The organism is Novosphingobium sp. KCTC 2891 (assembly GCF_025938155.1).
Lineage (GTDB): Bacteria > Pseudomonadota > Alphaproteobacteria > Sphingomonadales > Sphingomonadaceae > Novosphingobium.
The window spans coordinates 35,160-60,788 of record NZ_JAPCZG010000004.1 but is presented as its reverse complement, the minus strand read 5'-3'; the positions used below and the strand labels follow the sequence as shown (position 1 = coordinate 60,788).

Annotated in this window: 31 protein-coding genes; 13 read left to right on the top strand and 18 right to left on the bottom strand. The window is 67.5% G+C overall.

The window, feature by feature from the left end; translation table 11 throughout:
- Nucleotides 1-2: 2 nt before the first annotated feature.
- Together fliE and OLX02_RS09225 are read right to left on the bottom strand one after the other, a co-directional pair.
- Nucleotides 3-368 (bottom strand): flagellar hook-basal body complex protein FliE, encoded by a 366-nt coding sequence (gene fliE / locus OLX02_RS09230; RefSeq protein WP_264422181.1) that lies wholly within the window; start codon nt 366-368, stop codon nt 3-5.
- Nucleotides 365-1,627 (bottom strand): sigma-54 interaction domain-containing protein, encoded by a 1,263-nt coding sequence (locus OLX02_RS09225; protein WP_264422180.1) that lies wholly within the window; start codon nt 1,625-1,627, stop codon nt 365-367. Before OLX02_RS09225 ends, fliE begins: the two co-directional genes overlap by 4 nt.
- A 230-nt stretch (nt 1,628-1,857) precedes the next feature.
- On the opposite strand from OLX02_RS09225, the gene OLX02_RS09220 reads away from it, so the two are divergent.
- Both OLX02_RS09220 and OLX02_RS09215 read left to right on the top strand, forming a co-directional pair.
- Complete coding sequence (locus OLX02_RS09220; protein WP_264422178.1) at nt 1,858-2,658, top strand: flagellin; 801 nt, start codon at nt 1,858-1,860, stop codon at nt 2,656-2,658.
- Nucleotides 2,659-3,202: 544 nt separating this feature from the next.
- On the top strand, nt 3,203-3,652 hold the full coding sequence (locus OLX02_RS09215) for a MarR family winged helix-turn-helix transcriptional regulator (RefSeq protein WP_264422176.1): 450 nt from the start codon (nt 3,203-3,205) through the stop codon (nt 3,650-3,652).
- Between the two features lie 252 nt (nt 3,653-3,904).
- On the opposite strand, the gene OLX02_RS09210 is transcribed toward OLX02_RS09215, so the two are convergent.
- The 13 genes from OLX02_RS09210 to flgB are packed head-to-tail and all read right to left on the bottom strand — an operon-like array spanning nt 3,905 to nt 13,561.
- The gene (locus tag OLX02_RS09210; protein ID WP_264422174.1) at nt 3,905-4,744 is read right to left on the bottom strand and encodes a flagellar motor protein MotB; all 840 of its coding nucleotides are present in this window, start codon (nt 4,742-4,744) and stop codon (nt 3,905-3,907) included.
- A gap of 3 nt (nt 4,745-4,747) precedes the next feature.
- Nucleotides 4,748-5,611, bottom strand: a complete 864-nt coding sequence (gene motA / locus OLX02_RS09205) for a flagellar motor stator protein MotA (protein WP_264422172.1) — start codon at nt 5,609-5,611, stop codon at nt 4,748-4,750.
- A 22-nt stretch (nt 5,612-5,633) separates the two neighbouring features.
- Entirely contained in the window at nt 5,634-6,554 is a 921-nt protein-coding gene (locus OLX02_RS09200; protein WP_264422171.1) for a flagellin, read from the bottom strand.
- Between the two features lie 7 nt (nt 6,555-6,561).
- The gene (flgK, locus tag OLX02_RS09195; RefSeq protein WP_264422170.1) at nt 6,562-7,920 is read right to left on the bottom strand and encodes a flagellar hook-associated protein FlgK; all 1,359 of its coding nucleotides are present in this window, start codon (nt 7,918-7,920) and stop codon (nt 6,562-6,564) included.
- Between the two features lie 5 nt (nt 7,921-7,925).
- Nucleotides 7,926-8,255 (bottom strand): rod-binding protein, encoded by a 330-nt coding sequence (locus OLX02_RS09190; RefSeq protein ID WP_264422169.1) that lies wholly within the window; start codon nt 8,253-8,255, stop codon nt 7,926-7,928.
- Entirely contained in the window at nt 8,252-9,358 is a 1,107-nt protein-coding gene (locus OLX02_RS09185) for a flagellar basal body P-ring protein FlgI (RefSeq protein WP_264422167.1), read from the bottom strand. Before OLX02_RS09185 ends, OLX02_RS09190 begins: the two co-directional genes overlap by 4 nt.
- 21 nt (nt 9,359-9,379) lie before the next feature.
- Nucleotides 9,380-10,099 (bottom strand): flagellar basal body L-ring protein FlgH, encoded by a 720-nt coding sequence (locus OLX02_RS09180; RefSeq protein WP_264422746.1) that lies wholly within the window; start codon nt 10,097-10,099, stop codon nt 9,380-9,382.
- Nucleotides 10,100-10,104: 5 nt separating this feature from the next.
- Nucleotides 10,105-10,893 carry a flagellar basal-body rod protein FlgG gene (flgG, locus tag OLX02_RS09175; RefSeq protein WP_264422165.1) on the bottom strand — a complete coding sequence of 263 codons (789 nt, stop codon included), beginning with the start codon at nt 10,891-10,893 and terminating at the stop codon, nt 10,105-10,107.
- A 14-nt stretch (nt 10,894-10,907) separates the two neighbouring features.
- Nucleotides 10,908-11,648 (bottom strand): flagellar basal body rod protein FlgF, encoded by a 741-nt coding sequence (locus tag OLX02_RS09170; RefSeq protein WP_264422163.1) that lies wholly within the window; start codon nt 11,646-11,648, stop codon nt 10,908-10,910.
- 15 nt (nt 11,649-11,663) lie between these two features.
- Entirely contained in the window at nt 11,664-12,476 is an 813-nt protein-coding gene (locus OLX02_RS09165; RefSeq protein WP_264422161.1) for a flagellar hook basal-body protein, read from the bottom strand.
- 31 nt (nt 12,477-12,507) lie between these two features.
- On the bottom strand, nt 12,508-12,792 hold the full coding sequence (locus tag OLX02_RS09160; RefSeq protein ID WP_264422160.1) for a flagellar hook assembly protein FlgD: 285 nt from the start codon (nt 12,790-12,792) through the stop codon (nt 12,508-12,510).
- Entirely contained in the window at nt 12,792-13,184 is a 393-nt protein-coding gene (gene flgC, locus OLX02_RS09155) for a flagellar basal body rod protein FlgC (RefSeq protein ID WP_413630183.1), read from the bottom strand. The genes OLX02_RS09160 and flgC overlap by 1 nt, the downstream gene beginning before the upstream one ends.
- Nucleotides 13,185-13,213: 29 nt before the next feature.
- Nucleotides 13,214-13,561, bottom strand: a complete 348-nt coding sequence (gene flgB / locus OLX02_RS09150) for a flagellar basal body rod protein FlgB (protein ID WP_264422158.1) — start codon at nt 13,559-13,561, stop codon at nt 13,214-13,216.
- 194 nt (nt 13,562-13,755) lie between these two features.
- Here flgB and OLX02_RS09145 point away from each other — a divergent pair, with 194 nt between their 5' ends.
- The 10 genes from OLX02_RS09145 to OLX02_RS09100 all read left to right on the top strand — a co-directional run bounded on the left by OLX02_RS09145 (nt 13,756) and on the right by OLX02_RS09100 (nt 21,987).
- Nucleotides 13,756-14,550, top strand: coding sequence for a MotA/TolQ/ExbB proton channel family protein (locus OLX02_RS09145; protein ID WP_264422156.1), 795 nt, complete (start codon nt 13,756-13,758; stop codon nt 14,548-14,550).
- Nucleotides 14,547-14,966, top strand: coding sequence for a hypothetical protein (locus OLX02_RS09140; RefSeq protein WP_264422154.1), 420 nt, complete (start codon nt 14,547-14,549; stop codon nt 14,964-14,966). Before OLX02_RS09145 ends, OLX02_RS09140 begins: the two co-directional genes overlap by 4 nt.
- 45 nt (nt 14,967-15,011) lie before the next feature.
- Nucleotides 15,012-15,566, top strand: coding sequence for a flagella basal body P-ring formation protein FlgA (locus OLX02_RS09135; RefSeq protein ID WP_264422152.1), 555 nt, complete (start codon nt 15,012-15,014; stop codon nt 15,564-15,566).
- Between the two features lie 87 nt (nt 15,567-15,653).
- Entirely contained in the window at nt 15,654-15,947 is a 294-nt protein-coding gene (gene flgM / locus OLX02_RS09130; protein ID WP_264422150.1) for a flagellar biosynthesis anti-sigma factor FlgM, read from the top strand.
- Nucleotides 15,947-16,303, top strand: coding sequence for a flagellar protein FlgN (locus OLX02_RS09125; RefSeq protein ID WP_264422148.1), 357 nt, complete (start codon nt 15,947-15,949; stop codon nt 16,301-16,303). Before flgM ends, OLX02_RS09125 begins: the two co-directional genes overlap by 1 nt.
- Before the next feature lie 86 nt (nt 16,304-16,389).
- Nucleotides 16,390-17,295: a transglycosylase SLT domain-containing protein gene (locus OLX02_RS09120; RefSeq protein WP_264422147.1), complete on the top strand. Its 906-nt coding sequence runs from the start codon at nt 16,390-16,392 to the stop codon at nt 17,293-17,295.
- Nucleotides 17,296-17,298: 3 nt separating this feature from the next.
- Nucleotides 17,299-19,425, top strand: a complete 2,127-nt coding sequence (locus OLX02_RS09115; protein WP_264422146.1) for a flagellar biosynthesis protein FlhA — start codon at nt 17,299-17,301, stop codon at nt 19,423-19,425.
- The gene (locus OLX02_RS09110; RefSeq protein ID WP_264422144.1) at nt 19,422-20,153 is read left to right on the top strand and encodes a sigma-70 family RNA polymerase sigma factor; all 732 of its coding nucleotides are present in this window, start codon (nt 19,422-19,424) and stop codon (nt 20,151-20,153) included. Before OLX02_RS09115 ends, OLX02_RS09110 begins: the two co-directional genes overlap by 4 nt.
- An 80-nt stretch (nt 20,154-20,233) precedes the next feature.
- Nucleotides 20,234-21,208, top strand: coding sequence for an NAD(P)H-dependent flavin oxidoreductase (locus OLX02_RS09105; RefSeq protein ID WP_413630139.1), 975 nt, complete (start codon nt 20,234-20,236; stop codon nt 21,206-21,208).
- Complete coding sequence (locus OLX02_RS09100) at nt 21,205-21,987, top strand: SDR family oxidoreductase (protein WP_264422141.1); 783 nt, start codon at nt 21,205-21,207, stop codon at nt 21,985-21,987. Before OLX02_RS09105 ends, OLX02_RS09100 begins: the two co-directional genes overlap by 4 nt.
- A gap of 26 nt (nt 21,988-22,013) precedes the next feature.
- Here the strand turns inward: OLX02_RS09100 and OLX02_RS09095 are convergent, their stop codons facing one another.
- Nucleotides 22,014-22,703, bottom strand: a complete 690-nt coding sequence (locus OLX02_RS09095; RefSeq protein ID WP_264422140.1) for a L,D-transpeptidase family protein — start codon at nt 22,701-22,703, stop codon at nt 22,014-22,016.
- Nucleotides 22,704-22,830: 127 nt separating this feature from the next.
- On the bottom strand, nt 22,831-23,622 hold the full coding sequence (locus OLX02_RS09090) for a transglutaminase-like domain-containing protein (RefSeq protein ID WP_264422139.1): 792 nt from the start codon (nt 23,620-23,622) through the stop codon (nt 22,831-22,833).
- 111 nt (nt 23,623-23,733) lie between these two features.
- On the opposite strand from OLX02_RS09090, the gene OLX02_RS09085 reads away from it, so the two are divergent.
- The gene (locus tag OLX02_RS09085; protein ID WP_264422137.1) at nt 23,734-24,396 is read left to right on the top strand and encodes a TIGR02281 family clan AA aspartic protease; all 663 of its coding nucleotides are present in this window, start codon (nt 23,734-23,736) and stop codon (nt 24,394-24,396) included.
- Here OLX02_RS09085 and OLX02_RS09080 read toward each other — a convergent pair.
- Nucleotides 24,393-25,625 carry a DUF418 domain-containing protein gene (locus OLX02_RS09080; protein WP_264422135.1) on the bottom strand — a complete coding sequence of 411 codons (1,233 nt, stop codon included), beginning with the start codon at nt 25,623-25,625 and terminating at the stop codon, nt 24,393-24,395. The genes OLX02_RS09085 and OLX02_RS09080 overlap by 4 nt on opposite strands.
- Between the last annotated feature and the right edge of the window lie 4 nt (nt 25,626-25,629).

Below are 25,629 nucleotides of genomic sequence, written 5' to 3'. Positions count from 1 at the left end.
TATCAGACCCCCATCCGCATGATATCCTGGTACGCCGTCAGCAGCTTGTTGCGCACCTGCAGCGTCGCTTCGAACGCAACGCCCGATTCCTGGCGGGCGAGCATGACCTTGGCGACGTCGGTGACTTCGCCCTTTTCATAGGCGGTGCTGAGCGCCTCGGCCTTGTCCTGCGTGGCGGAGACATTCTCCAGCGCGGACTTGAGCGCGTCGGTGAAACCGCCGGCCGGGTTGGCGCCGCCGGTTCCGGGCGTCGCCGCATCCGGGTTCTTGATCTGCTGGAGAAGCTGCGAACGGTCGACGATCTGCTGGCGCAGCGCCATGATCTGCTGGACGCCGCTGGCGCCCCCGATGGCTCCGATGCCGCTCATCGACGGCCTCCTGCAACGGCGATGCCGGCATCGCGGAAACTGGCGAGGCGGTAGCGAAGGGTGCGTTCGGAAATGCCGAGCTGCCGGGCGGCCGCGACGCGGCTGCCGCCGCAAGCTTCCAGCGTGGCCAGGATCGCGCGCGCTTCGGAAAGCTGAACGATGTTGGACAGCTTGCCGGTTCCGCCTTCGGTCATGCTCGGCTCTGCCGCGAGGCGCACCGAACGGTCGAAGGCGATATGCTCGGGACCGATCTCGCGCGCGTCACCCGCCAGCACCAGCGCGCGGCGAACCACGTTCTCCAGTTCGCGCACGTTGCCCGGCCAGGCGTGGCAGGAAAGCATCGCCAGTGCTGCATCCGCGATCCAAGGCAGGGGTTGGCCCTGCGGCACGTGGCGCAGCATCAGCGCGAAAGCGAGCGGGGCGATATCTTCGGGCCGTTCGCACAGCGGGCGCAGCGACAGCGGGAAGACGTTCAGGCGATAGAACAAGTCGGCGCGGAAGCGGCCTTCTTCCACTTCCAGCGGCAGGTCGCGGTTGGCGCAGGCGATGATTCGCACGTCCACCTTGATCGGCTGGGTCGCGCCGAGCGGCACGACTTCGCCTTCCTGAAGCGCGCGCAGCAGCTTGGCCTGGAGGGAAAGAGGCATCTCGGCGATTTCGTCGAGCAGCAGGGTGCCGCCGTGGGCTGCGCGGAAGAACCCTTCGGCCGCCGCATTCGCGCCGGTGAAGGCGCCCTTCTGGTGACCGAACAGCATGGCCTCCAGCATCGCCTCGGGCATGGCGGCGCAGTTGATCGCGATGAACGGCTTGCCGGCCCGCGATGAACGGTCGTGAATGAAGCGGCTGAGCACTTCCTTGCCGGTGCCGGTGGGGCCGTTGATCAGCACGGGGATGTCGCTGGCGGCGATGCGCTCGGCCAGCGCCAGGATCGAAAGGCTTTCCGGATCGGCGGCGATCGGCGCGCCGGGCGCGGCGGCGCAGGCGAGCAGCGCGGCCAGCACGCCGTCGGAGGCGCCCTCGGTATAACGCAGTGTCAGCCGCTGGCCGTTCGCCATCCGCGCGATCGCGTTGGAGCCGCCGCGCTCCAGCGTCACCGAACGCAGCCGGGGATCGAGCGAACCCTTGTCCGCCGTATCGCGCAGCTCGACGCCGGATGCGGCACCGAAACTGTCGATCACCGCGGCTGCGCGCTGCACCAGCGGAGCGTGTGCCGCTCGTGCGGCCTCCGTCAGGAGCAACCCTGCTTGTTCGCGACTCATTAGTCTGACCCCCGTCTTAACCATTTCTTCCGAGCGTCTTTTCGCGCGAAAACGTCAAACGGGCCGGAACTTTAAGCTCCGTGGTTCCCCCTAGTGGCATCCCTCATGTCCGGCAGTTTTCGGCCGGACCTGCCTTAAAGCCGGCAAGTTTCTGCCGGTCTTTCCCTCGACGGCAGCGCCCATCAGCGACGCGGCAGTCCTTTCGGGAACGATTTCACTGGAGAGTAAAAATGGCGGTTATCAACACCAACATCAGCGCGATCAAGGCTGCCAACGCATCGAACAGCGCGGCCAAGATGGCCAGCACCGCGATGGAGCGCCTGTCGACCGGCAAGCGCATCAACGGCGCCAAGGACGACGCAGCCGGCCTCGCGATCAGCACCACCATGACGGCGCAGATCAAGGGCATGGCGCAGGGCGTGCGCAACGCCAACGACGGCATTTCGCTGGCGCAGACCGCGGAAGGCGCGCTCAACGAAGTCACCAACATGCTGCAGCGCGTTCGTGAACTGTCGGTGCAGTCGAAGTCGGCCACCTACACCAACACCGATCGCGGCTACATGGATGCGGAAGTCCAGGAACTGTCCAGCCAGATCAACAACGTGCTGACGAACACCAAGTTCAACGGCAACACCGTGTTCGGCACGGCTGACTCGACCGTCAAGATCCAGGTCGGCGCTGAAACGGGCGACACTGTCGACATCACCAGCAAGGGCATCGCCGCCGTTACGTTCGACGTGAAAACCGTTGCCGGCGCGACGACCGCGATGACGGCGGCCGACACCTCGCTCGGTGAAGTCAACGCCGCGCGTGCTTCGTTCGGTGCGGGCCAGAACCGTCTCGAATCGGTGGTGAACAACCTCAACGACAACATCACCAACCTGTCCGACGCGCGCAGCCGCATCCAGGACACCGACTACTCGGCCGAAACGACGCAGATGGCGAAGGCGCAGATCCTGGCGCAGGCCTCGACCGCGATGATCGCGCAGGCGAACCAGAGCCAGCAGAACGTGCTGTCGCTGCTGCGTTAAGCCGATTGAACTACCGCCTGTCTCCACCAGGCGACCCGGACCCGGCGATCCCCCCCGATCGCCGGGTTTCGGGCGTCTGGCACCGTCATGCCGGAGCGTCCGGTCCGCATGCGATCAACAGGGATGGTTTACAGAGTTTTAATGACGCGAGGCGGTGATTCGCGCTTCATCTACAGTCTATATCCAAAGATATATGATTCTGATTTCCAATGGTAATTACTCGCCATCTCTTGTCGGTAGTATATGCTTGGGAAAATCACATAAAGTCCGTTTCGGACCTAAATATGCGATTGTTTATGCGTAATTTTACCGAGAGAACGATTGCCGGATGACACATCAGTGACGGTTTGTGCAGCCACCTGAAATTGGTGGCGCGGCGCCGCGAAAGAAGGTTGGGGCAAATGGTTACGGCACGCGGGGCGGGGAAAGCAGCAGGCACGATCACGCCGATTGCCTCCAGGATCATTCCTGCGCAGGCCCGGACCTGGGAGCGTGCCCGGCGCAGTCGGGGCTCACCGGTCTCGCGGATGAGCTGCGCGCGCTGATGGCCAACGTCCAGTCCCGCATCGGTGACGCCCCGGCCGCGGCCCCTGCGGCAGAGGCCCCGCATCGCGGCGCGACGGCTGCCGAACTGGCGCTGGGCACGGCCCGCCGGGTCTATCGCGACCGCCGCCGCCGTGCGGAGCTGTTCAACGGCGACCTGTTCAGCGAACCGGCCTGGGACATGCTGCTCGATCTCTACATCGCGGCGTGCGAGGACCGCCAGGTTTCGACCACCAGCGCCTGCATCGGCGCGAATGTTCCCGTCGCCACGGGGCTGCGCTGGATCCAGTTGCTGGAGAACGAAGGCCTGATCGTGCGCAATGCCGATCCTTCGGATGCCCGTCGCACCTGGATCTCGCTGACCGCGTCGGCGCGGCGTTCGATGCGTCGCTATCTTGGCGGCATGGCCGAGACCCAGACGGTGCAGGCGCAAGGCGCGATCGCCGCCTGAACGCGAACCCGCGCACCGTGCGTGCGCGGCGGTCCGGCGCCAATGCCCCTCAGGGCGGGCGCATTTTCACCTAACTGCTGATGCCGAGGGTATCTGCGCTTCAGGCGCAGGGCGTGCGGCGGATCGATGATCCGTGCCACCGGGCGCGCGGCCGGACGTTGTCGCCCGGGCGCGCCGATACAGTGGATCGCGCCCTTTCCCGCACCGCCGCGACAAGGCGGCGGGCGAAACGAACTCGGTCTGGCAGCAGGCTCAGTCGAGCAGCAGGATCGACATGCGCCGGTTGCGCGGATCGGCCGGGTTGTCGGTCACGAGGGGTTCCTTGTCGGCCACACCCTCGATCCGGCGGAAGCGTGTCTCGGCCACGCCGCTTCTCATCAGCGCCTGCCGCGTCGCTTCGGCGCGCCCGGCGGACAGCGACCAGTTGTTGGCTCCGTCTCCAGGCTTCCATTGCAGCGAATCGGTGTGGCCGCGCACGGTCATGCCCGAATTGTCGGGACCCAGCGCCTGTCCGATCGCGCGCATCAGTTCGGCGGCGTCCGGGGTCAGGATCGTGGTGCCGAGCCGGAACATCGAGAAATCGGCATCGTCGACCAGATCGAGCCGGATGCCTTCCGGTGTCATCGTCAGGCGTACCTGGCGCGCAAGCTTCTTCAGCTTCTCGCTGGCGTCGAGCTTCTGCTGCAGGCGTTGCTGCAGCGTGGCCGTGCGCTTGGCCTTCGACCCGCCATCCTTGGGCCCGCCCGCCGCATCGCGCGGGATGGTCATCGTCTTGGTGCCGGTCTGTCCGGCGCGGTTCTGGTAGGTGTCCGCATCGGTCAGCGACGAGCCGCCGAGCAGGCCGTAGGAGCCGGCGCTGCCTTCCTTCATCTTGACCAGCGTGGGCGTGAAGTAGTCGGCAATGCCCTTGCGCTGCTTCTCGGTGGTGGCGCCCAGCAGCCACATCAGCAGGAAGAACGCCATCATCGCGGTCACGAAGTCGGCATAGGCCACTTTCCACGCGCCGCCGTGGTGACCGCCGGCAACGACGGTGATCTTCTTGACGATGATCGGCCGGGGCGGCTCGTTCTTGCCCTTGGGCGCCTTGGCCATGGCTTATCGCCCGCGCAGCGCGTCGAGCAGTTCGGACAGGCCGGGGCGGAAGGCGTGGCCCAGTCCCGAGCGCGCGCTTTCGACGACCAGCGGTTGAGGCCAGCCGTGCAGGCTCGCAATCATGACCTGCTTGACCGCCTGGAAGATCATCTCGTCCTGGTCGAGCACCTGCTTGAGCCGGCCCGCGATGGGCGCGACCATGCCGTAGGCCAGCAGCACGCCCATGAACGTGCCGACCAGCGCCGAGCCGATCATCCCGCCCAGAATGGCCGGCGGCTTGTCGATCGAGCCCATGGTCTTCACCACGCCGAGCACGGCGGCGACGATGCCCAGCGCGGGCAGCGCGTCGGCCAGCCCCTGCAGGGCATGGTGCGCTTCGCTTTCCTCGTGAAAGTGGGTCTTCATCGCGTGGTCCATCACGTCTTCCACCGCGTGGACTTCCAGCGTGCCGGACGAAACCACGATCAGCGTCAGCGTGTCGCAGATCAGCGCGACGAGCGGCTTGTTGGCCAGAAGGCGGGGATATTCGGCGAAGATCGGCGAGTTCTTCGGATCCGTGACATGGCTTTCCAGTGCCACCGGGCCGTCGCTGCGCAGGATCTTCATCAGCTTGGTGCACAGCACGATCGCGTCGATGTGATCCTGCTTGTTGTGCTTGGGCCCCTTGAACACCTTGGCGAGGCCGCCGCCGATGCCCTTCAGCTCGTGCATGGAATTGCCGGTGATCGTCGCGCCCAGCGCGGCGCCGCCGATGATGAGCATTTCGTGGGGAATCGCGTGCATCACGGGGCCGAGAGCGCCGCCCGTGATGGCGAAGCCGCCGAAGACCATCGCGAGGAGAACGACGATGCCGATACCTGCAAACATGACTTTTTCCGGTCCTCGTCGATTACTTCAGAACGTCGAACAGCGAGAGGCTGGCGAGCTTGGCAAAGCTCTGCTGGCTCGCCTGGAGCACGGTCGACAGTTCGGACAGGCGTGACAGCGCCTCGGTCAGGTCGGTGGCGCCGATCTGCGATTGCTCTTCGCTGCGCGACTCGCCCATCACCTGCTGGCGCTGGGTGTTGAGGTCGATCCACGAAAGGCGCGTGCCCAGTACGGTTTGCGCGGTGGTGACCGCGTCCAGCCCGTCGCCGAGCGAGGTCAGTGCGGCATTGGCCGCGCTGGCAGCGGCGGTTCCGCCGGCTGACAGCGCATCGGCCAGGCCCTTGATCGTGGTCATCAGGTCGGTGGTGGCGCCGCCCGACTTGTATTGCAGGAATTCCGGGCCGGTGAAGCTGCGGCTGACGGTCTGCCCGTCGCCCAGCGCCAGTTCGCCCGCGCTGCCGGTGCCGATGTAGCTGGCGTTGCCCGCGCTATCGAGCTGGTAGGCATTGCCCGCCGTGTCGCCGCCGAACAGCGCGTGACCCGCGCTGTCGCGCGTGTTGGCGAGCGCCACGAGGTTGCCGTGGATCTGCGACAGTTCCCCGCCGATGCTTTTGCGCTGGCTGTCGGTGAGCGTGCCGTTGGCGGCCTGCGTCGCCAGTTCCTGGGCGCGGGTGATGTAGTTGGCGAACTCGCCCATCGCCGAGTCGGCCAGGTTGAGGTCGGCGGTGGCGCGGCCGGCGGCGGCGGTGTCGATCTTTGCCAGCGAATCGACGCGCGACAGGTTGCGCAGCCGCGATGCGGTGAGCGGATCGTCCGAGGACTTGGTCAGCTTCTCGCCAGAGCCGACCTGGCTTTGCAGCTGTTCGGCCTGCGCGCGAAGCGAAGTGAGATCGAGCGTGCCGCGGTCAAAGAACGCGCTGGTGCTGGTGGCGAAGATCGTCATGACGGGCCTACCTGATGTTGAGCAGCGTATCGAAAAGGGTGGTCGCCACCTGCATCACCCGGCCCGAAGCCTGGAATGCCTGCTGATAGCGTACGAGGTTCACAGCTTCCGTATCGAGATCGACGCCGGACTGCGCGGAAAGCGCGGTCTTGGCCGAATCCGAGATGGTCTTGAGCGCGCCGCGCGTGGTCGTGCGGCCCGCCACCGTCGCGGAGATGTCGAACAGGATGCCGTCCATCCGGCCCGCGGGGTCGTTCGCCAGCAGAGCGGAGCGGAGGTTGTCGAGGTTGGTGGTGTCGCGGCTGCCCGCGACCGGGGTTGCGCTTGCCGTGGGGACGGGCGCCGTCGCGATCTTGCGGCCGCTGGTGGCGGTGCTCGCGATGGCGATGCTGGCGGCACTGTTGCCGGAAAGGAGCGCGACGCCGGGGTTGCCGTCAAGATCGATGCCGGCGGTGTTGGCGGTGTTGACCGTGGTGACGATGTCCTTCGCCAGCTGGTCCAGATCGTCGTGGATCTGCGCCAGCTTGGTCAGCGCGAGCGATTGCCCGGCGAGCGAACCACCCGAAAGCGCGAGCGTCGACGTGCCCACCGCGAACGACATCGTGCCGTTGCTGGCGGTGGTGGCGGACAGCGGGTTGGCGGTGCCGCCTGTCACCAGCAGCGAGCCGCCGCTGCCGCCCAGCCGCACTTCGACGCTGCCGTCGGTGGCAAAGGTGGTGGCGATATCGCCATAGCCGCTGATCTGCTGGAGCAACTGGTCGCGCTGGTCGAGCAGCGTGGTCTGGTCGCTGCTGGCATCCGCCGCGCGTGAGAGGCGCAGGTTGGTGCGGGCAAGCTCGGCCGACAGGCGGTTGACCTCGGTCACGCCCTGGTTGGCGGTGAATTGCAGCCCGTTGCCGACGGCGTCGAGCTGCTGCGCGGCGATCTGGAAGGTTCCGGTCATCGCGCGCGCCGCTTCGAGCACCGAAGCGCGCAGCGAGGTGTCGGTCGGGTCTTCGTGCAGCTTTTGCAGCGTCGATTCGAAGTCGGTGATCGAGGGATAGAGATTCGACTGCTCGAGCGCCGCTTCGATGTTGCCCAGTCCCTGCACTTCGGCATCGGCGCGCGCGCTGTCCGATCCGGTGCGGCGCACTTCGGCCTGGCGGAAGGCATCGGCATTGCGGACGATCTGGCTGACCCGCACGCCCGACAGCGACACGTCGCGGACGGTGCCGTGATAGCCGGTAGAGGCGAGTTCGGCGAGGCTGGCGCTCCGCCGGACGTAACCGTCGGTCGAGGCGTTGGCGATGTTCTGTGCAGTGACGTCGAGCGCGATGCGCGCCGCCTTGGCGCCGCTGCGGCCGATCGAGAGAAGGTCGGACGACATGGACTTCAGCCCTCCTGCTTCTTCGGGGGTGCGGGGTCGAGCGTGCGCGCAAGCTGCGCCTCGATCTGTTTGGCGAGGCCGAAGGAGCCGCTTTGCGAGGCGATTTCGGCAAAGCGATCATCGCGCATCTGGGTGAAGGTATCGTCGCCGCTGCCTACGGGATTGGCACCGAACAGGTCTTTACCTCCGAAAGAGGATTGCCGTGCGGTGGCCAGAATCTGGCGCACGAAGATCGCCTCGAACCCCTGCGCCGCCTGGCGCAGCTTCTGCCGTTCGGGCGAAATCGCGCCGGTGGCCGCGGCGGCTCCGGCGATGATGGGAGAAGATCCGCTCATATCACTTCCATCTCCGCCTTGAGCGCGCCGGCTTCCTTCAACGCTTCCAGAATGGCGACGAGGTCGGACGGGCTGACGCCGAGCTTGTTGAGCGCATCGACCAGCGAGGACAGCGAGGCGCCCGGCTTGAACAGTGCGACGTGCGATTCGGATTCAGCCACCGAGATCTGGCTGTTGGGCGTGACCGTGGTGCGGCCGTTGCCGAACGGCGCGGGCTGGGAGACCTGCGGTTTCTCGTCGATCTTCACCACCAGCTTGCCGTGGCTGATCGCGGCGGGCGAGAGGCGCACCGCGCTGTTGATGACGACTGTACCGGTGCGGCTGTTGACGATGACTTTCGCGGCGGTTTCGGCCGGGGTGATGTCGAGCATCTCGATCGCGGCCATCGTGCTGGCGCGGCGATCGGCGCCCGCAGGCAGGCGGAGCGCAAGCGTGATGCCGTCTTCCACCGATGCGGTGCCGGGATAGCGCAGGTTGATCGCATCGCGGACCCGCGCCGCGGTTAGGAAATCGGCCTGGAACAGGTTCCAGCGCAGCACCTCGCCGCTGTCGAACCCGGTCGCGACCGCGCGTTCCACGCTGGCGCCATCGGCGATGCGGCCGACGGTGGGCACGTTGACTGTCAGCTGCGAGCCGTCCTTGGCGGTGATGCCGAGGCCACCGACCGCGAGGTTGCCCTGCGCCATGGCGTAGATCTGGCCGTCCGCGCCATAAAGCGGCGCAAGGATCAGCGCCCCGCCACGCAGCGACTTGGCCTTGCCGATGGTGCTGACGGTCACGTCGATACGCTGGCCGGGCTTGGAGAAGGCCGGCAGGTCGGCGGTGATCAGCACGGCGGCGGCATTCTTGAGGCCCGGCGAGACGCCCGGCGGCAATTGCACGCCCAGCCGGCCAGCGGTGCCGCGCATGGCCTGGGTCAGATATTCGAGATTGTCGTCACCCGTGCCCGCCAGACCGACGACAATGCCGTAGCCTGTCAGCTGGTTCGAGCGCACGCCCTGGAACGCGCCGATATCCCGCACGCGCTCCGCATGGGCGCGCGATATGGCCACCGGCGCAATGGCGGCAAGAAGGACGATCAGGGGGGTAAGCAGTCGACGCATGGGGAAACTCGGTCCGGGCGATCAGAACGGGCTGATCGCGTTGAAGAATTTCGACAGCCAGCCTTCGCGGCTGGCGCGGCTCACGGAACCGTTTCCGGCATATTCGATCCGCGCGTCGGCAACCCGCGAGGACTGGATGCGGTTGTCGGCATCGATGTCGCCAAGGCGGACGATTCCCGAGAACTGGACCCATTCGTTGCCCTGGCTGAGCAGCAAGCGCTTTTCCCCTTTGACGAGGGCCGTGCCGTTCGTGCGGACTTCGGTGATGGTCACCGAAACTTCGCCGCCCAGCGTGCTGGTCTGCGTGGCATTGCCCTGTCCGTTGAACGACGATCCGCCCGAGGCTTTAAGGGCGTTGGGATTGAGGAACGACAGCGGCCCGGCAGTGGGCGGGACGATGTTGAAATCGCCGCTGCGCTGGGTCTTGGACCCGGCGGACTTCGAGGTGGTAAGTTGTTCCACCAGCATGATCGTCAGCGGATCGCCCACCGCGCGGGCGCGGCGCCCTTCGACGAGCCCGGCATAGCCGGCGGCGACGTTGAAGATCGCCCCGTTCCCGGTGGGCGGCAGGGGAGCGGCGGGCAGGACCGGCTCGAACCCCGATGCCGGGCGCTGCTTGGCCTGGGCCGGCGGCGCGAGGCACACGGCGCTGCCGAGTGCCAGCCCGGTCAGTGCGAGCATCGCAAACCGGGGCATCCGGCTGGGTGAGGTGCCGACCGGCTGGTCGAAGGGGCCCTGCATCATCGTCACAGCGTCTGGTTCGCGTTCTTGAGCATTTCGTCGACGGCCGAGATCATCTTGGAATTGACCTCGTAGGCGCGCTGGCATTCGATCATGTCGACCAGCTCCTCGACGACGTTGACGTTCGAGGCTTCGAGATAGCCCTGGCGGATCTGGCCGCGCCCGTTCTCGCCCGCGATGCCGATCTGCGCGGCCCCGCTGGCAGCGGTTTCGAGCAGGAAGTTGTCGCCCTTGCTCTGCAGCCCCGAAGGATTGGCGAAGCTGGCGACGGTGATCTGGCCCAGCTGGGTCGGCTCGGCCGAACCGGGGACGGTGGCGGAGACAGTGCCATCGGGCGCGATGGTGATCGCGCTGGCGCCTTCGGGCACGGTGATCGGCGGCTGCAGCGCATAGCCTTGCGCGGTCACCAGCTGGCCTTCGGCGGAGCGGCTGAAATTGCCCGCGCGGGTATAGGCGAGCTGCCCGCCCGGCAGGCTGACCTGGAAATAGCCGTCGCCGTCGAGCGCGAGGTCGAGCGCGTTGCTGGTCGATTGCAGCGAGCCTTGCGAATCGATCCGCGTGGTCGCCTGGATGCCGACGCCGGTGCCCAGGTTCAGACCCGTGGCATAGGCCGTCTCGCCGGACGATTGCTGCCCGGCGACGCGCGCGTCCTGATAGGCGAGCGTGGCGAAGTTGGCGCGGTCGCGCTTGAAGCCGGTGGTGCCGACGTTGGCGAGGTTGTTGGCGATCACGCGCATCCGCGTGTCCTGCGCCTCGAGCCCGGTGCGGGCGACGTGAAGGGCGGAAGAAGGCATGGTTTTCTACTCCGTCAGGTAAGGCGCATCAGCGAGGCGCTGTGTTCGTCGACCTCGCGTGCGGTGGCGATCAGCTTGGTCCGCATGTCGAACAGGCGCTGGGCCTCGACCATTTCGACAAGGATGGCGGTGGGATCGACGTTGGACTGCTCCAGCGCGCCGGTCTGGACCCTGGCCTCCTCGTCGGCGGGAAGGGCGCCGCCGCCGACCACGCGGAACAGGCCGTCCAGCCCCTTCTGGATCTGCGAGCCTTCCGTGCTGGCGATCTTCAGGCGGGCGACCTGCTGGGGCGGCTGGTCGGGGGTGGCGGGATCGGCGGCCAGCACCGAGCCGTCGGGCCCGATGGAGACTTTCGATCCCAGTGGCACCGTGACGGGGCCGCCATCGCCGATCACCGGCCTTCCGTCGCCGTTCTCGATCACCCCGGTGGCCGAGATCGTCAGGTCGCCGCGCCGGGTATAGGCTTCGGTCCCGTCCTCGGCCTGCACGGCCAGCATGGTCTTGCCGCTGAGCGCGATGTCCAGCGGATTGCCCGTCTCGATCATCGCGCCCTGCTTCATGCTGGCGCCGCGCACTTCGCCTTCGGTCATCGCCCGTGCTTCCAGGCTGGGGCCTTTCAGCGTGACGGGCAGAGCATTGAGCATTTCGGCGCGGAAGCCGACGGTCTGGGCGTTCGCCATGTTGCTGGCGATCACCCGCTGGCGCACCATGGAGCCGGACATCCCGGAATATGCGGTGTAGATCAGCCGGTCCATGGCTCAGGTCCCCGATCAGCTGCGCAGGTTGATGACGGTCTGCGAGATCTGGGTCGCGGTATCGATCGCCTTGGCATTCGCCTGGAAATTGCGCTGCGCGGTGATCAGGCCGACCAGTTCCTCGGCGATGTCGACGTTCGAGCGTTCAAGCGCGCCCGACAGCAGGCCGCCGTACTGGCCGCTCGCCGGCTGGCCGTAAGTGGCGGTGCCCGAGATGCCGGTGGAGGTCCAGTTGGACGAACCTTCCTGCTTCAGACCGGTCGGCGCGATGAACGAGGCGAGCGCGACCTTGCCCACGACGACATTGCTGCCATCTGCGTAGGACGCGGTCACGTTGCCGTTCTCGCCCACGGTGAGGCCGGCGAACTGCTTGCCCGCCGCGTTGGTCGCAGGGACAAGCGCGTTCGTCAGCGTGGTTCCGGTGACGTTGCCCGCGGTGTCCGTGGGGAAGACCTGGAGGATGTTGTCCGACCCGTCCTGCACGTTGCCGGCGCCATCAAGGCTGAATGCGCCGTTGCGGGTGTAGAACGTTTCGCCAGTCACGCTCGACACCGTGGTGAAGAAGCCGTCGCCATTGACCGCGAGATCGAGCGCGGAGCCGGTCTGCTCGACCGCGCCCTGCGCGAAGTTCTGGCTGATCGAGGTGACGGTGGCGCCGATGCCCTGGATCAGCTTGGGATTGGTGAAGGCGCTGCCCGCCACGATGTCGGAAAACTCGGTGCGGCTCTTCTTGAAGCCGTTGGTTTCCGAGTTGGCGATGTTGTGGCTGATCACGTTGAGATCGGTCTGCGCGTTCTTGAGACCGTTCAGCGAAGTGTAGAACGACATGGGGATGTCCTTTCGGGGAAGGGGATCTGGCTCAGCCGAACTTGGCGTTGAGCGTGGCGAGCTGGTCCGAGATCGTCTTCAGCGTGGCATTGGTCTCGGTGCTGTTCGACAGGCTGGAGAACTGCGCGAGCTGCGCGACCATCTGGCTGTTGTCGACCGGCGCGGTCGGGTCCTGGTTGTTCAGCTGCGTGGTCAGCAGCTTGAGGAAATCGCCGGCGCCCAGCGAGCCCCAGCTGCTTTTCGCGGTCTTGGCCGCGCCAGTGGTCGCAGCAGTGGAGGCGGTGGTTGCCGCCGTGTTGGTAACGGACGTGGTCATCACTTCATCCTCATCGTTTCGAGCATCAGTTGCTTGGCGGTCTGCATGGCCTCGACCACGTTCTGGTACTGGCGCGAGCTTTCGAGCATCTCGACCATCTCGGCGTTCTCATCGACCGGTGCGGTCCACACGTCGCCGTTCTCGTCGGCGAGCGGATGGTCGGGATCGTGGGTGCGCACGGGCGAGGCGTCGGAGCGATAAACGCCGTCGACCTTGACCGTGGACAGGCCGTTCGAGCGGTCCAGCTGTTCGGCGAAGACCGGGCGCAGCGGGCGGTAGGCCTGCTGCTCGGTGGCCGCGACAGTGCCGGCGTTGGCGAGGTTCGACGCGGCGGCGTTCATCCGCACGAGCTGCGCGGACATGGCGCGGCCGGCGACGTCGAACAGCGTCATGGGGTTGCGGTTGACGGGACCAGCCATCGTCAATCGCCCTTGATCGCGCGGGTGATCGTCTCGACCCGGCCCTTGATGAACGAGAGCGTGGCGGAATAGCCCACCGCGTTTTCGGCAAAGGCGGTCTGCTCGGTCGCCATCTCGACGGTGTTGCCGTCAAGGCTGGGCATCACCGGCACGCGGTAGCGCGTGGCGGCGGTGATGGCCTTGTCCTCGCTCGCGCCGGCGGTGCGAGCCGAAAGCGCGGCGGCAAAGTCGATGTCCTTCGCCTTGTAGCCGGGGGTGCCGGCATTGGCGATGTTCGAGGCAAGCTGGCCCATGCGCTGCGAGCGCAGCTCGAGGGCCATGCCGTGTATGCCGAATAGGGTGTCGCTCATCGTGGTGGGGCGGCTCCGGTTGGATTGCACCGCCGATCCAGCAAGGGGCGTGCCAATCGCCGATCGCGGGGCCTTGGCCGGGATTCCGCGTGTCCGATGCGGCAATCGCTTGCCGGATGCGGCAAAGTTCGGCCCACCCCTGAAAAAGGCCTTCCGCGCGGCGTCCTTTCGTGTCGAGGAGGAACGCCCGTCCCATGGACCTGAGCCATTTGTTCGATGCAACCGCCGCCGTGGTCGTGGTCGGCGGAACGCTTGTCGCCACCGCGCTGCGCTGCGGGCTTGCCGAAGGCCGCACCACGATCGAGATGCTGGGCCAGCTCGCCCGGCCGGCCTTCCGTGCCGAGCAGGCGCGCGCCGATCTGGCCGGGCTGGTCGCGCAGATCCGCCAGGACGGCGTGCTGCGCGGGCGGGGCCGGATGGTCGGCGATACCGAGCTTGACGAGGCCACCGACGCCCTGATCCAGACGCGGTCGGTGGGCGGCCTGGTCGAGCGCCACGAATTTCATCGCCGCAGCCGCGTGGCCAGGGCGGAGACGGCCGTGCGCACCCTGTCGCAGGGGGCAGATCTTGCCCCGGTGTTCGGCCTTGCCGGCACGCTGCTGTCGCTCAGCCAGCTTCCCGCCGAGGGCGTTGCCCGCGCGGCGCTGACGGGGGCGATCTCGATGGCGGTGCTGACCACGCTCTATGGGCTGCTGCTCGCCAATCTCGTGTTCGGTCCGCTGGCCCGCGCGGTGGAGCGCCAGTCGCGCAAGGAGGAGGAGGAACGGCAGGAGGTGATCGACTGGCTTGCCCGGCAGGTCGCGCCCGCCTGTCCTTCCCCCGAAGCTCACCATCGCGGCCGGAGCCACGGTGCCGCGCCGCACGCCGGGCACCATCATGATCCGGCTGTGCCTGTCGATCCGATCGTCATCGCACCGTTGCGGCCTCAGCAGGCGGGGGGCGATCCGGTCGCGCCCGACCCGGTCGCCATCTCCGACGAGGCGGCATGACTCCGCGCGCCTCGGCATCGTGGCAGACGATCCTGGCCGACCTCTCGCTGATCCTGTTCATGGTCACGGCCTCGGCGCTGTCCGACGCGCCAGTGCCGCCGGCCGCACACGCCCGGCCCGCGCCGCCGCAACCGGTCCACGCATCCCCCCGTGCCGAACCCGTCGGCGTGTGGACCGATGGACCGGGCGCACCGCCGCTGGCCGAATGGCTCGCGCAGCAGGGGAGCGATCCGCGTCTGCGGGCCACCGTGCTCGTGCATCATACCGGCGATCCAGTGACCGGTCTCGACCGCGCACGCGATCTGATCGCGGCCATCGGCCCGCGCGGCGCGGCAACGCGCGTGGTGGTGGAGCAGGGTAATTCGTCGGGCGTCACGGTCACGCTGGGTTACGATGCGCAGGCCGTGGCACGATGATTGCTTGGCTACGGGCATAATTTCCCAGCACAGAGAGCCGCGCTCATGACCAGTCTTTGCACTTCCATCCTGCGCCGCCCCATCGTGCGCCGCCCCATCGCGCGCGGGACGACACACGCCGCTGTTCTCGCTTCCATCGCGCTGCTGGCCGTGCCTGCCCATGCCGCGGGCTTTGCCGATCTTTCGGCGGTCGATACCGCGGTGGCGCAGTTCACCGGTTTGCCCATCGGCGTGCCCGGCGGCGCCCAGCTGCCGGTCGACCGGCGACTGCGCCTTGCCTCATGTGCTGCGCCTTTCGCGCTGTCGTGGCGGGGCGCCGGCCGTGACACGGTGGTGGTGCAATGTCCCGATGCGGGCGGCTGGCGCCTGTTCGTGCCGGTCGTCACCGATGCGCGGCAGGATGCGGCCGGCCCGGCGGTGGTGCGCGGCGAAGGCGTGACCATTCAGGCCGCTGGCGAGGGCTTCTCGGTCTCGCAGCCGGGCGAGGCGATGGAGTCCGGCGCGGTCGGGGCGTGGATCCGCGTGCGGACGAGCGCCAAGGCCGATCCGGTCCGCGCCCGCGTGGTGCGGCCGGGGCTCGTCGAACTGCCGGTCGATTAACACGTACGGCAAAAAATCGCCGGTCTGTCTTAACGCCGCCATGTTATTGCCGTTCTCAGTCTTGTACGAACGCTGAGGAGCGGAACCATGCCACCCATTGAAATCGGCCCATCGCGCCCGGTCGGTGCGGTTCAGGCCAAGACCGTCGTGGCTCCGGCCGCCCCGTCTGCCGAACCCGTCAAGGCCGCCACCGCGCAATCGGCCAGTGCCGCGCCGCAGGTGGAAACCAGCGATGCGGTCAAGGCCGGCGATGCACCTGTCGACGCGGAGCGGGTCGCCAAGATCCGCCGCGCCATCGAGGATGGCCACTACCCGGTCATCCCCACCCGGATCGCCGACGCGATGATCGCGGCCGGAATGCTGTTGAGGAATCCCCAATAATGGCGATGTCGATCAATCCCATCGCGCGTCCCCTGGAACTGCGCGACACGCTGCGGCAGATGCTTGCCGTGCTCGAAGAGGAACGGCACGCGCTTGCCGGGCTCGATGTCGATGCCATCATGGGCTGCGCGGTCGACAAGAACGCGCTCTGCGGCCGGATCGATACCGCTCCGGTCGATGTGGTCGATGACGAATGCCGCGGGCTGCTCGATGCCGCGCGCCGCATCAACGAATCGAACCGCCGCGTGCGCAACCTGATCGCCGCCAATGTCGCGGCCCGGCTTGATGCCATGACCGGCCAGCCCGCGCTCTACCGCGCCCATGCCGCGCCGGCCCGGATCGGTCGCCCGCGCTGATTTCGCATCGGGGTCGCCGCATTTGGCACGGCCCTTGCTGATCCCTTTCCGAGCGCTCCCAGGCGGAGCGATGGAAAGGGAATTGCGTGAGTTCAGTCCAGTCCGTGCCCGGTGCCGGAAGGCCGGCGGAAATCCACGCGGCGATCGCCCGCGCCGCCGAAGCCACCGGGGTCGATTTCGATTACCTGCTGGCACAGGCCCGGCTCGAATCCGGCCTCGATCCGCAGGCGCAGGCGCGCACGTCCAGCGCCACCGGGCTCTACCAGTTCACCGATGCCACGTGGATGCGCACGCTGGGTCGCCACGCTGCCGAACATGGCATCGGCTGGGCGTCCGACGCGATCCAGACCGGCGCCGCGCGTGATCCGCAGGTCCGCTCGCAGCTTATGGCCTTGCGCCGCGACCCGCAGGTTTCCGCGCTGATGGCGGGCGAACTCGCCAACGACAACCGCGGCTACCTTGTGGGAAGCCTCGGGCGGGAGCCGGACAGCGCCGAACTCTACATGGCGCATTTCCTTGGCGCCGAAGGATCAGCGCGCTTCCTCTCCGCGCTCGATTTCGATCCGTCGCAATCCGCTGCCGCCATCCTGCCCAAGGCCGCCGCCGCCAACCGTTCGATCTTCTTCGGTCCCGGCGGCGCGCGCAGCGTGGGCGAGGTCATGGACCTGATGCGCGGCAAGCTGGCGGCGGCCATGCCGGACGCGGCAAACGGCCTGCCGGGTGGCGGCACGTTCATGCCGGCCTACGGCATGGCACCCTCCATGGACTACCTGCCGGTGCCTCTGGCGCGGGCAGGCGCGGAGGAGCCGAGCTGGGGCGGCCCGGTCGCGCGCGAATTTCGCGCTGCCGCCGCAGAGCCGCTTCCCGGCGTCACGGGCGCCTCCGGCTCCATGTCCGACATGCTGCGCGATACCTTCGGCGTGACCGAGGGCGGCACCGCGCCCGAACACGTGCGCGCCGCCTATGGGCGCCTGCGCGCATATGGTCTCTAAGCCATGATGAAGCGTTTCGGCAGCAACGTGGGAGCCCTGGCGCTCCCGGCCGGCATCCTCACGCTCATCGTGCTGATGATCGTGCCGATCCCCTCCTTCATGCTCGACGTGTTCTTCGTCCTCAACATCGCGCTTTCGGTGGCGATCCTGATGGCGGCGATGAACGCGGCCAAGCCGCTGGACTTCTCCTCGTTTCCCAGCGTCCTGCTGTTCGCCACGCTGCTGCGCCTGTCGCTCAACGTCGCCTCGACCCGCGTCGTGCTGGTCCACGGGCACGAGGGCGGCGCGGCGGCGGGCCACGTGATCGAGAGCTTCGGCGAGTTCCTGATCGGCGGCAATTTCGCGGTCGGGCTGTTCGTGTTCCTCATCCTGATGATCATCAACATGGTCGTCGTGACCAAGGGCGCGGGCCGCGTGTCGGAAGTGTCCGCGCGCTTCACGCTCGATGCGCTGCCCGGCAAGCAGATGGCGATCGACGCCGATCTGGCCGCAGGCCTCGTCACCGCCGATGAAGCCAAGACGCGCCGGCGCGAAGTTTCCACCGAAGCCGATTTCTACGGTTCGATGGACGGTGCCAGCAAGTTCGTGAAGGGCGATGCGGTCGCCGCGCTGCTGATCCTGGGCGTCAACATCATCGCCGGCTTCTGCCTGGGCATGATCAGCCACGGGCTGAGCGCCGGCGATGCCGCACAGCGCTACATCACGCTGGCGGTGGGCGACGCACTGGTGGCGCAGGTGCCTTCGCTGCTGCTGTCGATCGCCGCGGCCGTCATCGTCACCCGCGTGACCGACACGCGCGACCTTGCCGGCCAGATCGGTGGCCAGTTCTCCAATCCCAACACCTGGTTGCCGGTGGCGGTGATCCTGGGCGCGGTGGGGGCGATCCCCGCCATGCCGCAGACGGTGTTCCTGCCGGCCGCGGGCCTTGCCGGCTGGCTGTGGTGGAGCCTCAAACAGCGGGCGGACCGGCTCAGGGTTGCGCCCATGATCGAGGAGACGCCGCCGATCGATCCCTCGCGCATCACGCTCGAGGATGTCAGCGACCACACGCTCGTCACCATCGAGCTGGGTTACGGCCTGATCCATCTGGTCGACGAACGGCGCGGCTCGCCGCTGGTCGCGCGCATCACCGGCGTGCGCAAGCAGCTCAGCCAGGCGTTCGGCTTCGTCGTGCCGCAGTTCCGCGTGCGCGATTCACTCGAGCTGCCGCCCAACGATTACCGCATCCTGCTGGGCGGGGTGATGCTGGGCGGCGCCGCGATCCGGGCTGACCGCGTGCTGGCGATCGACGCCGGCGAAGCGCGCGAGGACCACGGCCTGCGCGGCGAGGAGACCCGCGATCCCAGCTTCGGCTGCCCCGCGCTGTGGATCGAACCGGCGCAGCGCGACCATGCCATTGCCGAAGGCTTCCTCACCGTGGACGCCAGCACGGTCGTCGCCACGCATCTCAACCAGTTGCTCGGCGAACGTCCGCAGCTTCTGCTCGGCCCCGATGAAGTCCGTGCCATCCTCGACGGCGTGCGTGAGCGCGCTGCCGGTCTGGTCGAGACGATCCATCCCAGCCCGCTGTCGCTGGGCGCGATCACCCGGCTGTTCCACGCCCTGCTTGAGGACGGGATCAGCGTGGCGCACCCGCTGCCGATCCTGTCGGCACTGGGGCAGGCGGTTCTCCAGACCACCGAGCACGACCGGCTGGTCGATATCCTGCGCGCTGATCTGGGGGCGATGATCGTCGCCCGGATCTGCCCGCCCGACCAGCGCCTTCCGGTGCTCACGCTCGAAGGCGGGCTGGAGCAGATGATCGTGCAGGGCATGCACGATCCGGTCACCGGGCAACCGGTGATCGAGCCGGACCTGGCGCGCGCCATCGGCGATCGCGTGGCCGAAATCGCTGCCGAACGCGGCCCCGGCGCGTTGCCGCTGGCGCTGGTGGTGCAGCCGCGCGCGCGCCGTGCGCTGGCCGGGCTGCTCAGACTGCGGGCGCCGGGCTGCCTCGTGATCTCCATTTCCGAACTGCCGCCGTCGCAGCCGATCGAGGTCGTCTCGGTCATCGGCGAGGCGCCGCCTCCGCCTGCACTGCCCGCACCCGCCCATTCCGCGATGCCGCACCCGCAAGGACTTGCCGCATGAAACATGATTACCGCAGTTTTGCCGCATCGCGCGCCTATCGCGATGATACCGCCGACCGTATCCGACGCTTCCTGCCGATGGTGCGCCGCCTCGCCTGGCACGTTCACGGCTCCGGCCGGTCGGGCATCGAACTGGACGATCTTGTCCAGGCCGGGCTGGTTGCGCTCACCGAGTGTTCCCAGAAGCATTCCGGGCCGACCGAGGACGGGTTCGCCGCCTATGCGAAGCTGCGGGTCCGCGGCGCGATGGTCGATCTTGTCCGCCGCACCAGCCCGCTGTCGCGCTCCGCGTCCGATCGCCGGCGCACGCTGCGCGATGCGACCTCGGCCCTCCAGACCACGCTGGGCCGCGCGCCGACCGAGGCCGAACTGGCCGAAGCGCTGGGAATCGGGCTGGGCAATCTCGCGGATCTGCGCGCCGCGGCCGAGCCGGTGCGAATCGAAGCGATCGACGATGCTTATTCCGACAGCGACAGCGCTTTCGCCGATGATCGGCCCGATAGTTTCGCCATGCTGGCCGATCAGGAAATGCGCGGCCATGTCGCTTCGGCCATTGCCGGCCTGCCCGAACGGCTGATGATGGTGATCCAGCTATATTTCGTGGAGGAACTGAACCTTGCCGAGATCGCCGAAGTGTTGCAGGTCAGCGTTCCGCGCGTCCACCAGCTGAAGGCGCAGGCGCTCGACAAGCTGCGCGCCGGGTTGGGCGAGGGGTTCGACGTGCTTTAGCACGGGGTCAGTGCCAAGGCGCTTGCACAGCCCTCCCTTTTCTGTTTAATCGTTCGGTTAAACAAATGTTGGAGAGGGAAATGGCTTTCAAGACCCGGATCACCGAAATGCTCGGCATCGAGCACCCGATCGTGCAGGGCGGCATGATGTGGGTCGGCACGGCCGACCTCGCGGCGGCGGTTTCCAACGCCGGCGGCCTTGGCATCATCACCGCGCTGACCCAGCCGACGCCGGACGCGCTGCGCGCCGAGATCGACCGTTGCCGCACGCTGACCGACAAGCCGTTCGGCGTGAACCTCACCATCCTGCCGTCGATCAACCCGCCGCCCTATGCCGAATACCGGCAGGCGATCATCGATTCGGGCATCAAGATCGTCGAGACGGCCGGCTACAAGCCGCAGGAGCATGTCGACCACTTCAAGGAGCACGGGATCAAGGTGATCCACAAGTGCACCGCGGTCCGTCACGCGCTTTCGGCTGAACGCATGGGCGTCGATGCCATCTCCATCGACGGCTTCGAATGCGCGGGCCACCCCGGCGAGGACGATATCCCGGGCCTGATCCTGATCCCGGCTGCGGCCGACAAGGTGAAGATCCCGATGCTCGCCTCGGGCGGCTTCGGTGACGGACGCGGCCTCGTCGCGGCGCTGGCGCTCGGTGCCGAAGGCATCAACATGGGCACCCGCTTTTGCGCCACGGTCGAAGCGCCGATCCACCAGGGCATCAAGCAGGCGATGGTCGACAATGACGAGCGCGCCACCGAACTGCTGTTCCGTTCGTACAAGAACACCGCGCGCGTCGCGAAGAACAAGGTCGCGGTCGAAGCCGTCGCGATCGAGCGTTCGGGCGAGCCGTTCGAATCGATCGCGCACCTGGTGAAGGGCACGCGCGGCAAGGAAGGCCTGGAAACCGGCGATCCCGATCACGGCATCTGGACCGCAGGCATGATCCAGGGCCTGATCCACGACATCCCGACCTGTCAGGTGCTGATCGACCGGATCATGGCCGAGGCGGAAGACATCGTGAAGCAGCGCCTGATGGGCTTCCTCGCGTGAAGATCGCTGCGGACACGAGTGCCGTCGTCACCGGTGGCGCTTCCGGCCTTGGCCGCGCCACGGTCGAGGCGCTCGCGGCTGCGGGGGCGAAAGTCGCGATCTTCGATCTCAACGAAGACGCCGGGCAGGAGGTCGCCGATGCCATCGGCGGCCTGTTCTGCAAGGTTGACATCATGAGCGAGGATTCGGTCGTGGCCGGCTTCGCCAAGGCGCGCGCCGCGCATGGGCAGGAGCGGATCACCGTCCACTGCGCCATGGCCAGCCGCAAGGGCAAGACCATCAGCCGCAACCGCGAGACGGGCGAATTCGTCCGCCTCTCGACCGAGGACTATGCCTTCGCCGCCGAAGGCATCCTCGTCGCCAGCTACCGCGTCGCTTCGCTTTCGGCGCTCGGCATGGCGGGGCTTGAACCGCTGGAGGACGGCGAGCGCGGTGTCATCACGCTGACGGCCTCGGTCGCGGCGCAGGACGCGCAGATCGGGCAGGTCGCCTACGGTTCGCTGAAGGCGGGCGTGAACGGCCTGGTCCTGCCGATGGCGCGCGACCTTATGGACCTCGGCATCCGGGTCAATTCGATCATGCCGGGCATTTTCGAAACGCCGCTGCTGGGCCGTCTGCCGGAAAACGTGAAGGCCAGCCTCAACGCCTCCGTCCCGTTCCCGAAGCGGCTCGGCAAGCCTGAGGAATATGCCAGCCTCGCGCTCGAACTGGTGCGCAACACCTATTTCAACGGGCAATGCATCCGCCTCGATGGCGCGATCCGCATGGCCCCGCGCTGAGGTCGTCGGGCTTCAGGCCCGATAGATCAGGAAGCGTGGTCGGGGTTGGCGATGATCGGATCGCCAACCCCGATCCGCTTTCCGTCGGTGATGATCACCTTGTCGCCCAGCTGCGCCACGTCGAACAGGCGGCGGGCGAATTCCTCGGGCACGCCCACGCAGCCGTTGGTGGCATAGCCCTTCTGCACCTTGCTGCCGTGGATCGAGACACCGTCAGGGGTCAGGCGCATCATGTAGGGCATCGGCGCTTCGTAGGTCGATGAGACGTGGTCCGCGTCCTTCTGGGTGATCGGGAAGATGCCCGTCGGGGTCGGCTTGTCGCCATAACCCTTGAGAATTGCGGTCGCGCCGATCTCGTGCCCGCCGCGAAACACGGACAGGGTCCGTGCTTCCAGATCGACCGTCATCACCAGCGGTCCCGGCGCGGCCTTGCTTTCGTCCCAGTAGAACTGGCCGAACTTGATCGGGCCATCGATCTTCAACACCGATTTCACCACGAACGGGCTGTCCACCGGCGGCGCGGCGGGTGCCTTCGCGGGCACCGGGGCCAGCCGTTCGGCCGGGGCGGCTTCGGCCTGCCCCTGGCCGAACAGCAGCTGCGCCGCATCGTGTCCGACATGGAACGCCAGCATCGACGCCAGCGAGATCGCCACAAAGCCGCCGGTCGCACGCAGCGGATGCTTGCGGAATCGCGCGAAGGGGCTGGGGCGGGGCATGGTTAGGTCGGTCCTTTCACGCACAACATAGCGTAAACCGTTGTTTGCGCGAGAGGCATGCAGGCCCCGTCCCGCCAAGGGACGCCGCACCCGCAAGGCGTGAAGGAATGTGGTTAAGCCGCGCCGATCATCCCCGCGTCACCTCGATCTCCATGGCGCGGAGTTCGGCATAGCCGTAGCTGGTGAGAAAGCTGGTATCCGCCGCATCCCGCCCCACCGCGATCCGTGCGAAGTCGTCCGCGCTTGCCATCCCGGTCGGGTCCACGGCGATCCATGCGCCGACGCCCTGTTCATCCACCAGCCACAGTTCGGCAAGCGCGTGGAAATCCTGCGGCTTCACTGCCGCGCCGTATCCGCTGGCGAACCGCGCCGGAATGGCCGCAGCCCGCGCGAAGCAGATCAGGGTGTGCGCAAAATCGCGGCACACGCCCCGGCGTTCGAGGAAACTGTCGATCGCCGTCGTCGCCGCGTCGCTGGAGCCGGGGACATAGCGGTAATGCTCGGCGATCCAGTCGTGCATCGCGCGCACTTTCGCGCCGCCAGGCAGCGCGCCGAATTGCTCGTCGACGAAGGGGCCGAAGCGGCTGGCGGGGCAATAGCGCGAATCCATCAGGTAAGGCACGGCCGCGCCGGGAAGGCGGTGCAGCGGGCTGATGTTCATCGCGAAAAGGTCGGGCGCCTGGCGGACGATGTCCACCTTCGCGCGGTAGTGTGCGGCGAAGTCGCCCTCGTGATGGATCCAGATCCGCTCGCCGACGCCATCCAGTGCCTCCACGCGCACGAAATGGGCGGCGTCTGTGCACTTCAGGTCGCTTTCAAGGACGTTCTGGTCGGCCGAGGAAGCGACTTCGATCTGGAGCAGGAGGTCGCAAGGCGCGGCAAGGTGCCAGGCGAGGCGGGCGGAAATCGAAAGCAGCATCGATGTGGGGACCTTTGGGCCTGAACCCGGAGAACGCGGCGACGTTCCCTTTCGCGCGTGTCCATGCCGCGATTTCAGCCCACGGCAAGGTTGTTCGTGCAATATGCGCGAATGGACGAGCTTTTGGGCAGTTTCAAGACGATGGGGCCGTGGCTTGGCAGCGCACCGCCACTGCTGCTCGCGGCCGTCGCGGCAATCGCGCTGACGCTGGTGGGCGGCGGTCTGCGGCGCTTTTCTCCCGGCAGCGCCCGCGCGCTGGGGGTGGCCGGCAACCTGATGCTGGTGGCGGTGTTCCTGCTCGCCGCGCTGCGCTTCGTGCGGCTGGATCCGACCTTCGATTCGCTCGCCGCCAACATGGCCATGCCCACGCAGACCGTGGAGGGCGGCGAAACGCGCGTGCCGCTGTCGGCGGACGGGCACTACTGGATCGAGGCGAAGGTCAACGGCACGCGCCAGCGTTTCATGGTCGATACCGGCGCCACGCTGACCGCGATCTCGTCCGAAGTCGCTACCGATGCCGGCATAGAGCCCGACCCGTTGCGCCTGCCGGTGGTGGTCCGCACCGCCAATGGCGCGACCGAGGCGCAGATGGCGCGGATTGGCGAAGTGCGCTTCGGCTCGATCGTGGCGCGCGACATGGATGCCATCGTCACCGGAACGACCGGCGGCCTCAACGTGCTGGGCATGAACTTCCTTTCGCGGCTCAAGGGCTGGCGGGTGGAAGAAGGCGTGCTGATCCTCACCCCCCGGCACGCACAGGCGGACGCGGGTTAGCGCGCCGCGCCCAGCCATGTGAGCCGCCGCCACGCGGCTTCCAGAGGTCCTTGCGCGAATCGGGCCAGCCACCATTCCGGCCAGGCGAGCATCGCGGCCCAGCCAAGCAGGACGAAAGCGGGCAGCCATGCGCGCGGCAGGTCCGGACCCAGCCCCAGGCCCCAGCCGGAAAAGAACCCCGCCATCAGCACGGTCGTGCCCAGGTAGTTGGTGAAGGCACAGCGGCCCGCCGCCGCCAGCCGCCGCCCCGCTCCGAGTTGCGCCAGCTTTGGCCAGAGCAGCATCAGTAGCGCGGCATAACCTAGCGCCATCAGCAAGTGGGGCAGCGCGGACAGATCGCCCATCGCCGCGAACATCGCGCGCGGCGGGAAACCGTGCATCCACAGCCATGCGAGCAACGCCAGCGTGATCGCGCCGCCCGTGCCGATGCCGCAGGCCGCCACGCGGCGCAGCGCGCGCTCGCTCCATGCGCCGGCAAAGAAGCCCGATCGGTGCAGCGCCATGCCGATCAGCATCAGCGGCAGGGTTTCCGTCAGCGTCGACAGCGTAGTCGAGAACGGCAGGAAGGGTGCGATGGACAGCCGCAGCCGGATTGCCTCGATGAAGCCCGCGTCAAGGATGCGGGTGTCGTCCGCGATCGACGCGGCGATGCGCGCCATCATCCCGGCTTGCTCTGCCACCTCTGCCGGTGTGCCGTGACCCGACAGCACGCGCTGTTCGGCGGCGATGCCGGCCAGGTCGCCCAGGCTGTCCATGCCGTGGCTGACGGTGAACAGGGTCAGCCCGATCACCACCAGCGCGGCGGGATCCAGCCGGCGCAGGGCCAGTGCGGCCAGGCCGCAGAGCGCGTAGGGAAACAGGATATCCCCCCACCACAGCAGCAGGTAGTGAGCATAGCCGAACACGGCGAGCCACAGCAGGCGGCGCGCCTGCATCGCATCGGGGTTGAAGCCGCGCCGTTCGGTCGCTTCCACGAACAACATCATGCTGGCGCCGAACAGCAACGTGAACAGCGCCCGCATCTTGCCCTCGAACACCACGAACGACAGCGCGAACCACCCCACCCCGCCCGGGTCGGCGTGGGGCAGGGCAGGGCTGAACGAGGCCAGGCTAGGGCCCCAGAACCCGGTGATGTTGATGGCGAGAATGCCGAGCACGGCGACGCCGCGCACGAAATCAAGCGCGGCGATGCGATTGGGAGAAGAAGGGATCGGGGCCGCGGCGCTCAAGCGC

Coding starts and splice junctions, on each gene's coding strand:
- OLX02_RS09105 (WP_413630139.1), top strand. CDS start 20,234: ATGGCTTTCAAGACCCGGATCACCGAAATGCTCGGCATCGAGCACCCG.
- OLX02_RS09200 (WP_264422171.1), bottom strand. CDS start 6,554: ATGACGATCTTCGCCACCAGCACCAGCGCGTTCTTTGACCGCGGCACG.
- OLX02_RS09210 (WP_264422174.1), bottom strand. CDS start 4,744: ATGGCCAAGGCGCCCAAGGGCAAGAACGAGCCGCCCCGGCCGATCATC.
- OLX02_RS09140 (WP_264422154.1), top strand. CDS start 14,547: ATGACTCCGCGCGCCTCGGCATCGTGGCAGACGATCCTGGCCGACCTC.
- OLX02_RS09190 (WP_264422169.1), bottom strand. CDS start 8,255: ATGAGCGGATCTTCTCCCATCATCGCCGGAGCCGCCGCGGCCACCGGC.
- OLX02_RS09185 (WP_264422167.1), bottom strand. CDS start 9,358: ATGCGTCGACTGCTTACCCCCCTGATCGTCCTTCTTGCCGCCATTGCG.
- OLX02_RS09110 (WP_264422144.1), top strand. CDS start 19,422: ATGAAACATGATTACCGCAGTTTTGCCGCATCGCGCGCCTATCGCGAT.
- fliE (WP_264422181.1), bottom strand. CDS start 368: ATGAGCGGCATCGGAGCCATCGGGGGCGCCAGCGGCGTCCAGCAGATC.
- flgK (WP_264422170.1), bottom strand. CDS start 7,920: ATGTCGTCCGACCTTCTCTCGATCGGCCGCAGCGGCGCCAAGGCGGCG.
- OLX02_RS09135 (WP_264422152.1), top strand. CDS start 15,012: ATGACCAGTCTTTGCACTTCCATCCTGCGCCGCCCCATCGTGCGCCGC.
- OLX02_RS09095 (WP_264422140.1), bottom strand. CDS start 22,703: ATGCCCCGCCCCAGCCCCTTCGCGCGATTCCGCAAGCATCCGCTGCGT.
- OLX02_RS09220 (WP_264422178.1), top strand. CDS start 1,858: ATGGCGGTTATCAACACCAACATCAGCGCGATCAAGGCTGCCAACGCA.
- OLX02_RS09160 (WP_264422160.1), bottom strand. CDS start 12,792: ATGACCACGTCCGTTACCAACACGGCGGCAACCACCGCCTCCACTGCT.
- OLX02_RS09085 (WP_264422137.1), top strand. CDS start 23,734: ATGGACGAGCTTTTGGGCAGTTTCAAGACGATGGGGCCGTGGCTTGGC.
- OLX02_RS09090 (WP_264422139.1), bottom strand. CDS start 23,622: ATGCTGCTTTCGATTTCCGCCCGCCTCGCCTGGCACCTTGCCGCGCCT.
- OLX02_RS09170 (WP_264422163.1), bottom strand. CDS start 11,648: ATGGACCGGCTGATCTACACCGCATATTCCGGGATGTCCGGCTCCATG.
- OLX02_RS09165 (WP_264422161.1), bottom strand. CDS start 12,476: ATGTCGTTCTACACTTCGCTGAACGGTCTCAAGAACGCGCAGACCGAT.
- flgB (WP_264422158.1), bottom strand. CDS start 13,561: ATGAGCGACACCCTATTCGGCATACACGGCATGGCCCTCGAGCTGCGC.
- OLX02_RS09180 (WP_264422746.1), bottom strand. CDS start 10,099: ATGCAGGGCCCCTTCGACCAGCCGGTCGGCACCTCACCCAGCCGGATG.
- flgC (WP_413630183.1), bottom strand. CDS start 13,184: ATGACGCTGTTCGACGTCGCCGGCCGCGCCATGTCCGCGCAGCTCGTG.
- flgG (WP_264422165.1), bottom strand. CDS start 10,893: ATGCCTTCTTCCGCCCTTCACGTCGCCCGCACCGGGCTCGAGGCGCAG.
- flgM (WP_264422150.1), top strand. CDS start 15,654: ATGCCACCCATTGAAATCGGCCCATCGCGCCCGGTCGGTGCGGTTCAG.
- OLX02_RS09115 (WP_264422146.1), top strand. CDS start 17,299: ATGATGAAGCGTTTCGGCAGCAACGTGGGAGCCCTGGCGCTCCCGGCC.
- OLX02_RS09125 (WP_264422148.1), top strand. CDS start 15,947: ATGGCGATGTCGATCAATCCCATCGCGCGTCCCCTGGAACTGCGCGAC.
- motA (WP_264422172.1), bottom strand. CDS start 5,611: ATGTTTGCAGGTATCGGCATCGTCGTTCTCCTCGCGATGGTCTTCGGC.
- OLX02_RS09225 (WP_264422180.1), bottom strand. CDS start 1,627: ATGAGTCGCGAACAAGCAGGGTTGCTCCTGACGGAGGCCGCACGAGCG.
- OLX02_RS09215 (WP_264422176.1), top strand. CDS start 3,203: ATGGCCAACGTCCAGTCCCGCATCGGTGACGCCCCGGCCGCGGCCCCT.
- OLX02_RS09145 (WP_264422156.1), top strand. CDS start 13,756: ATGGACCTGAGCCATTTGTTCGATGCAACCGCCGCCGTGGTCGTGGTC.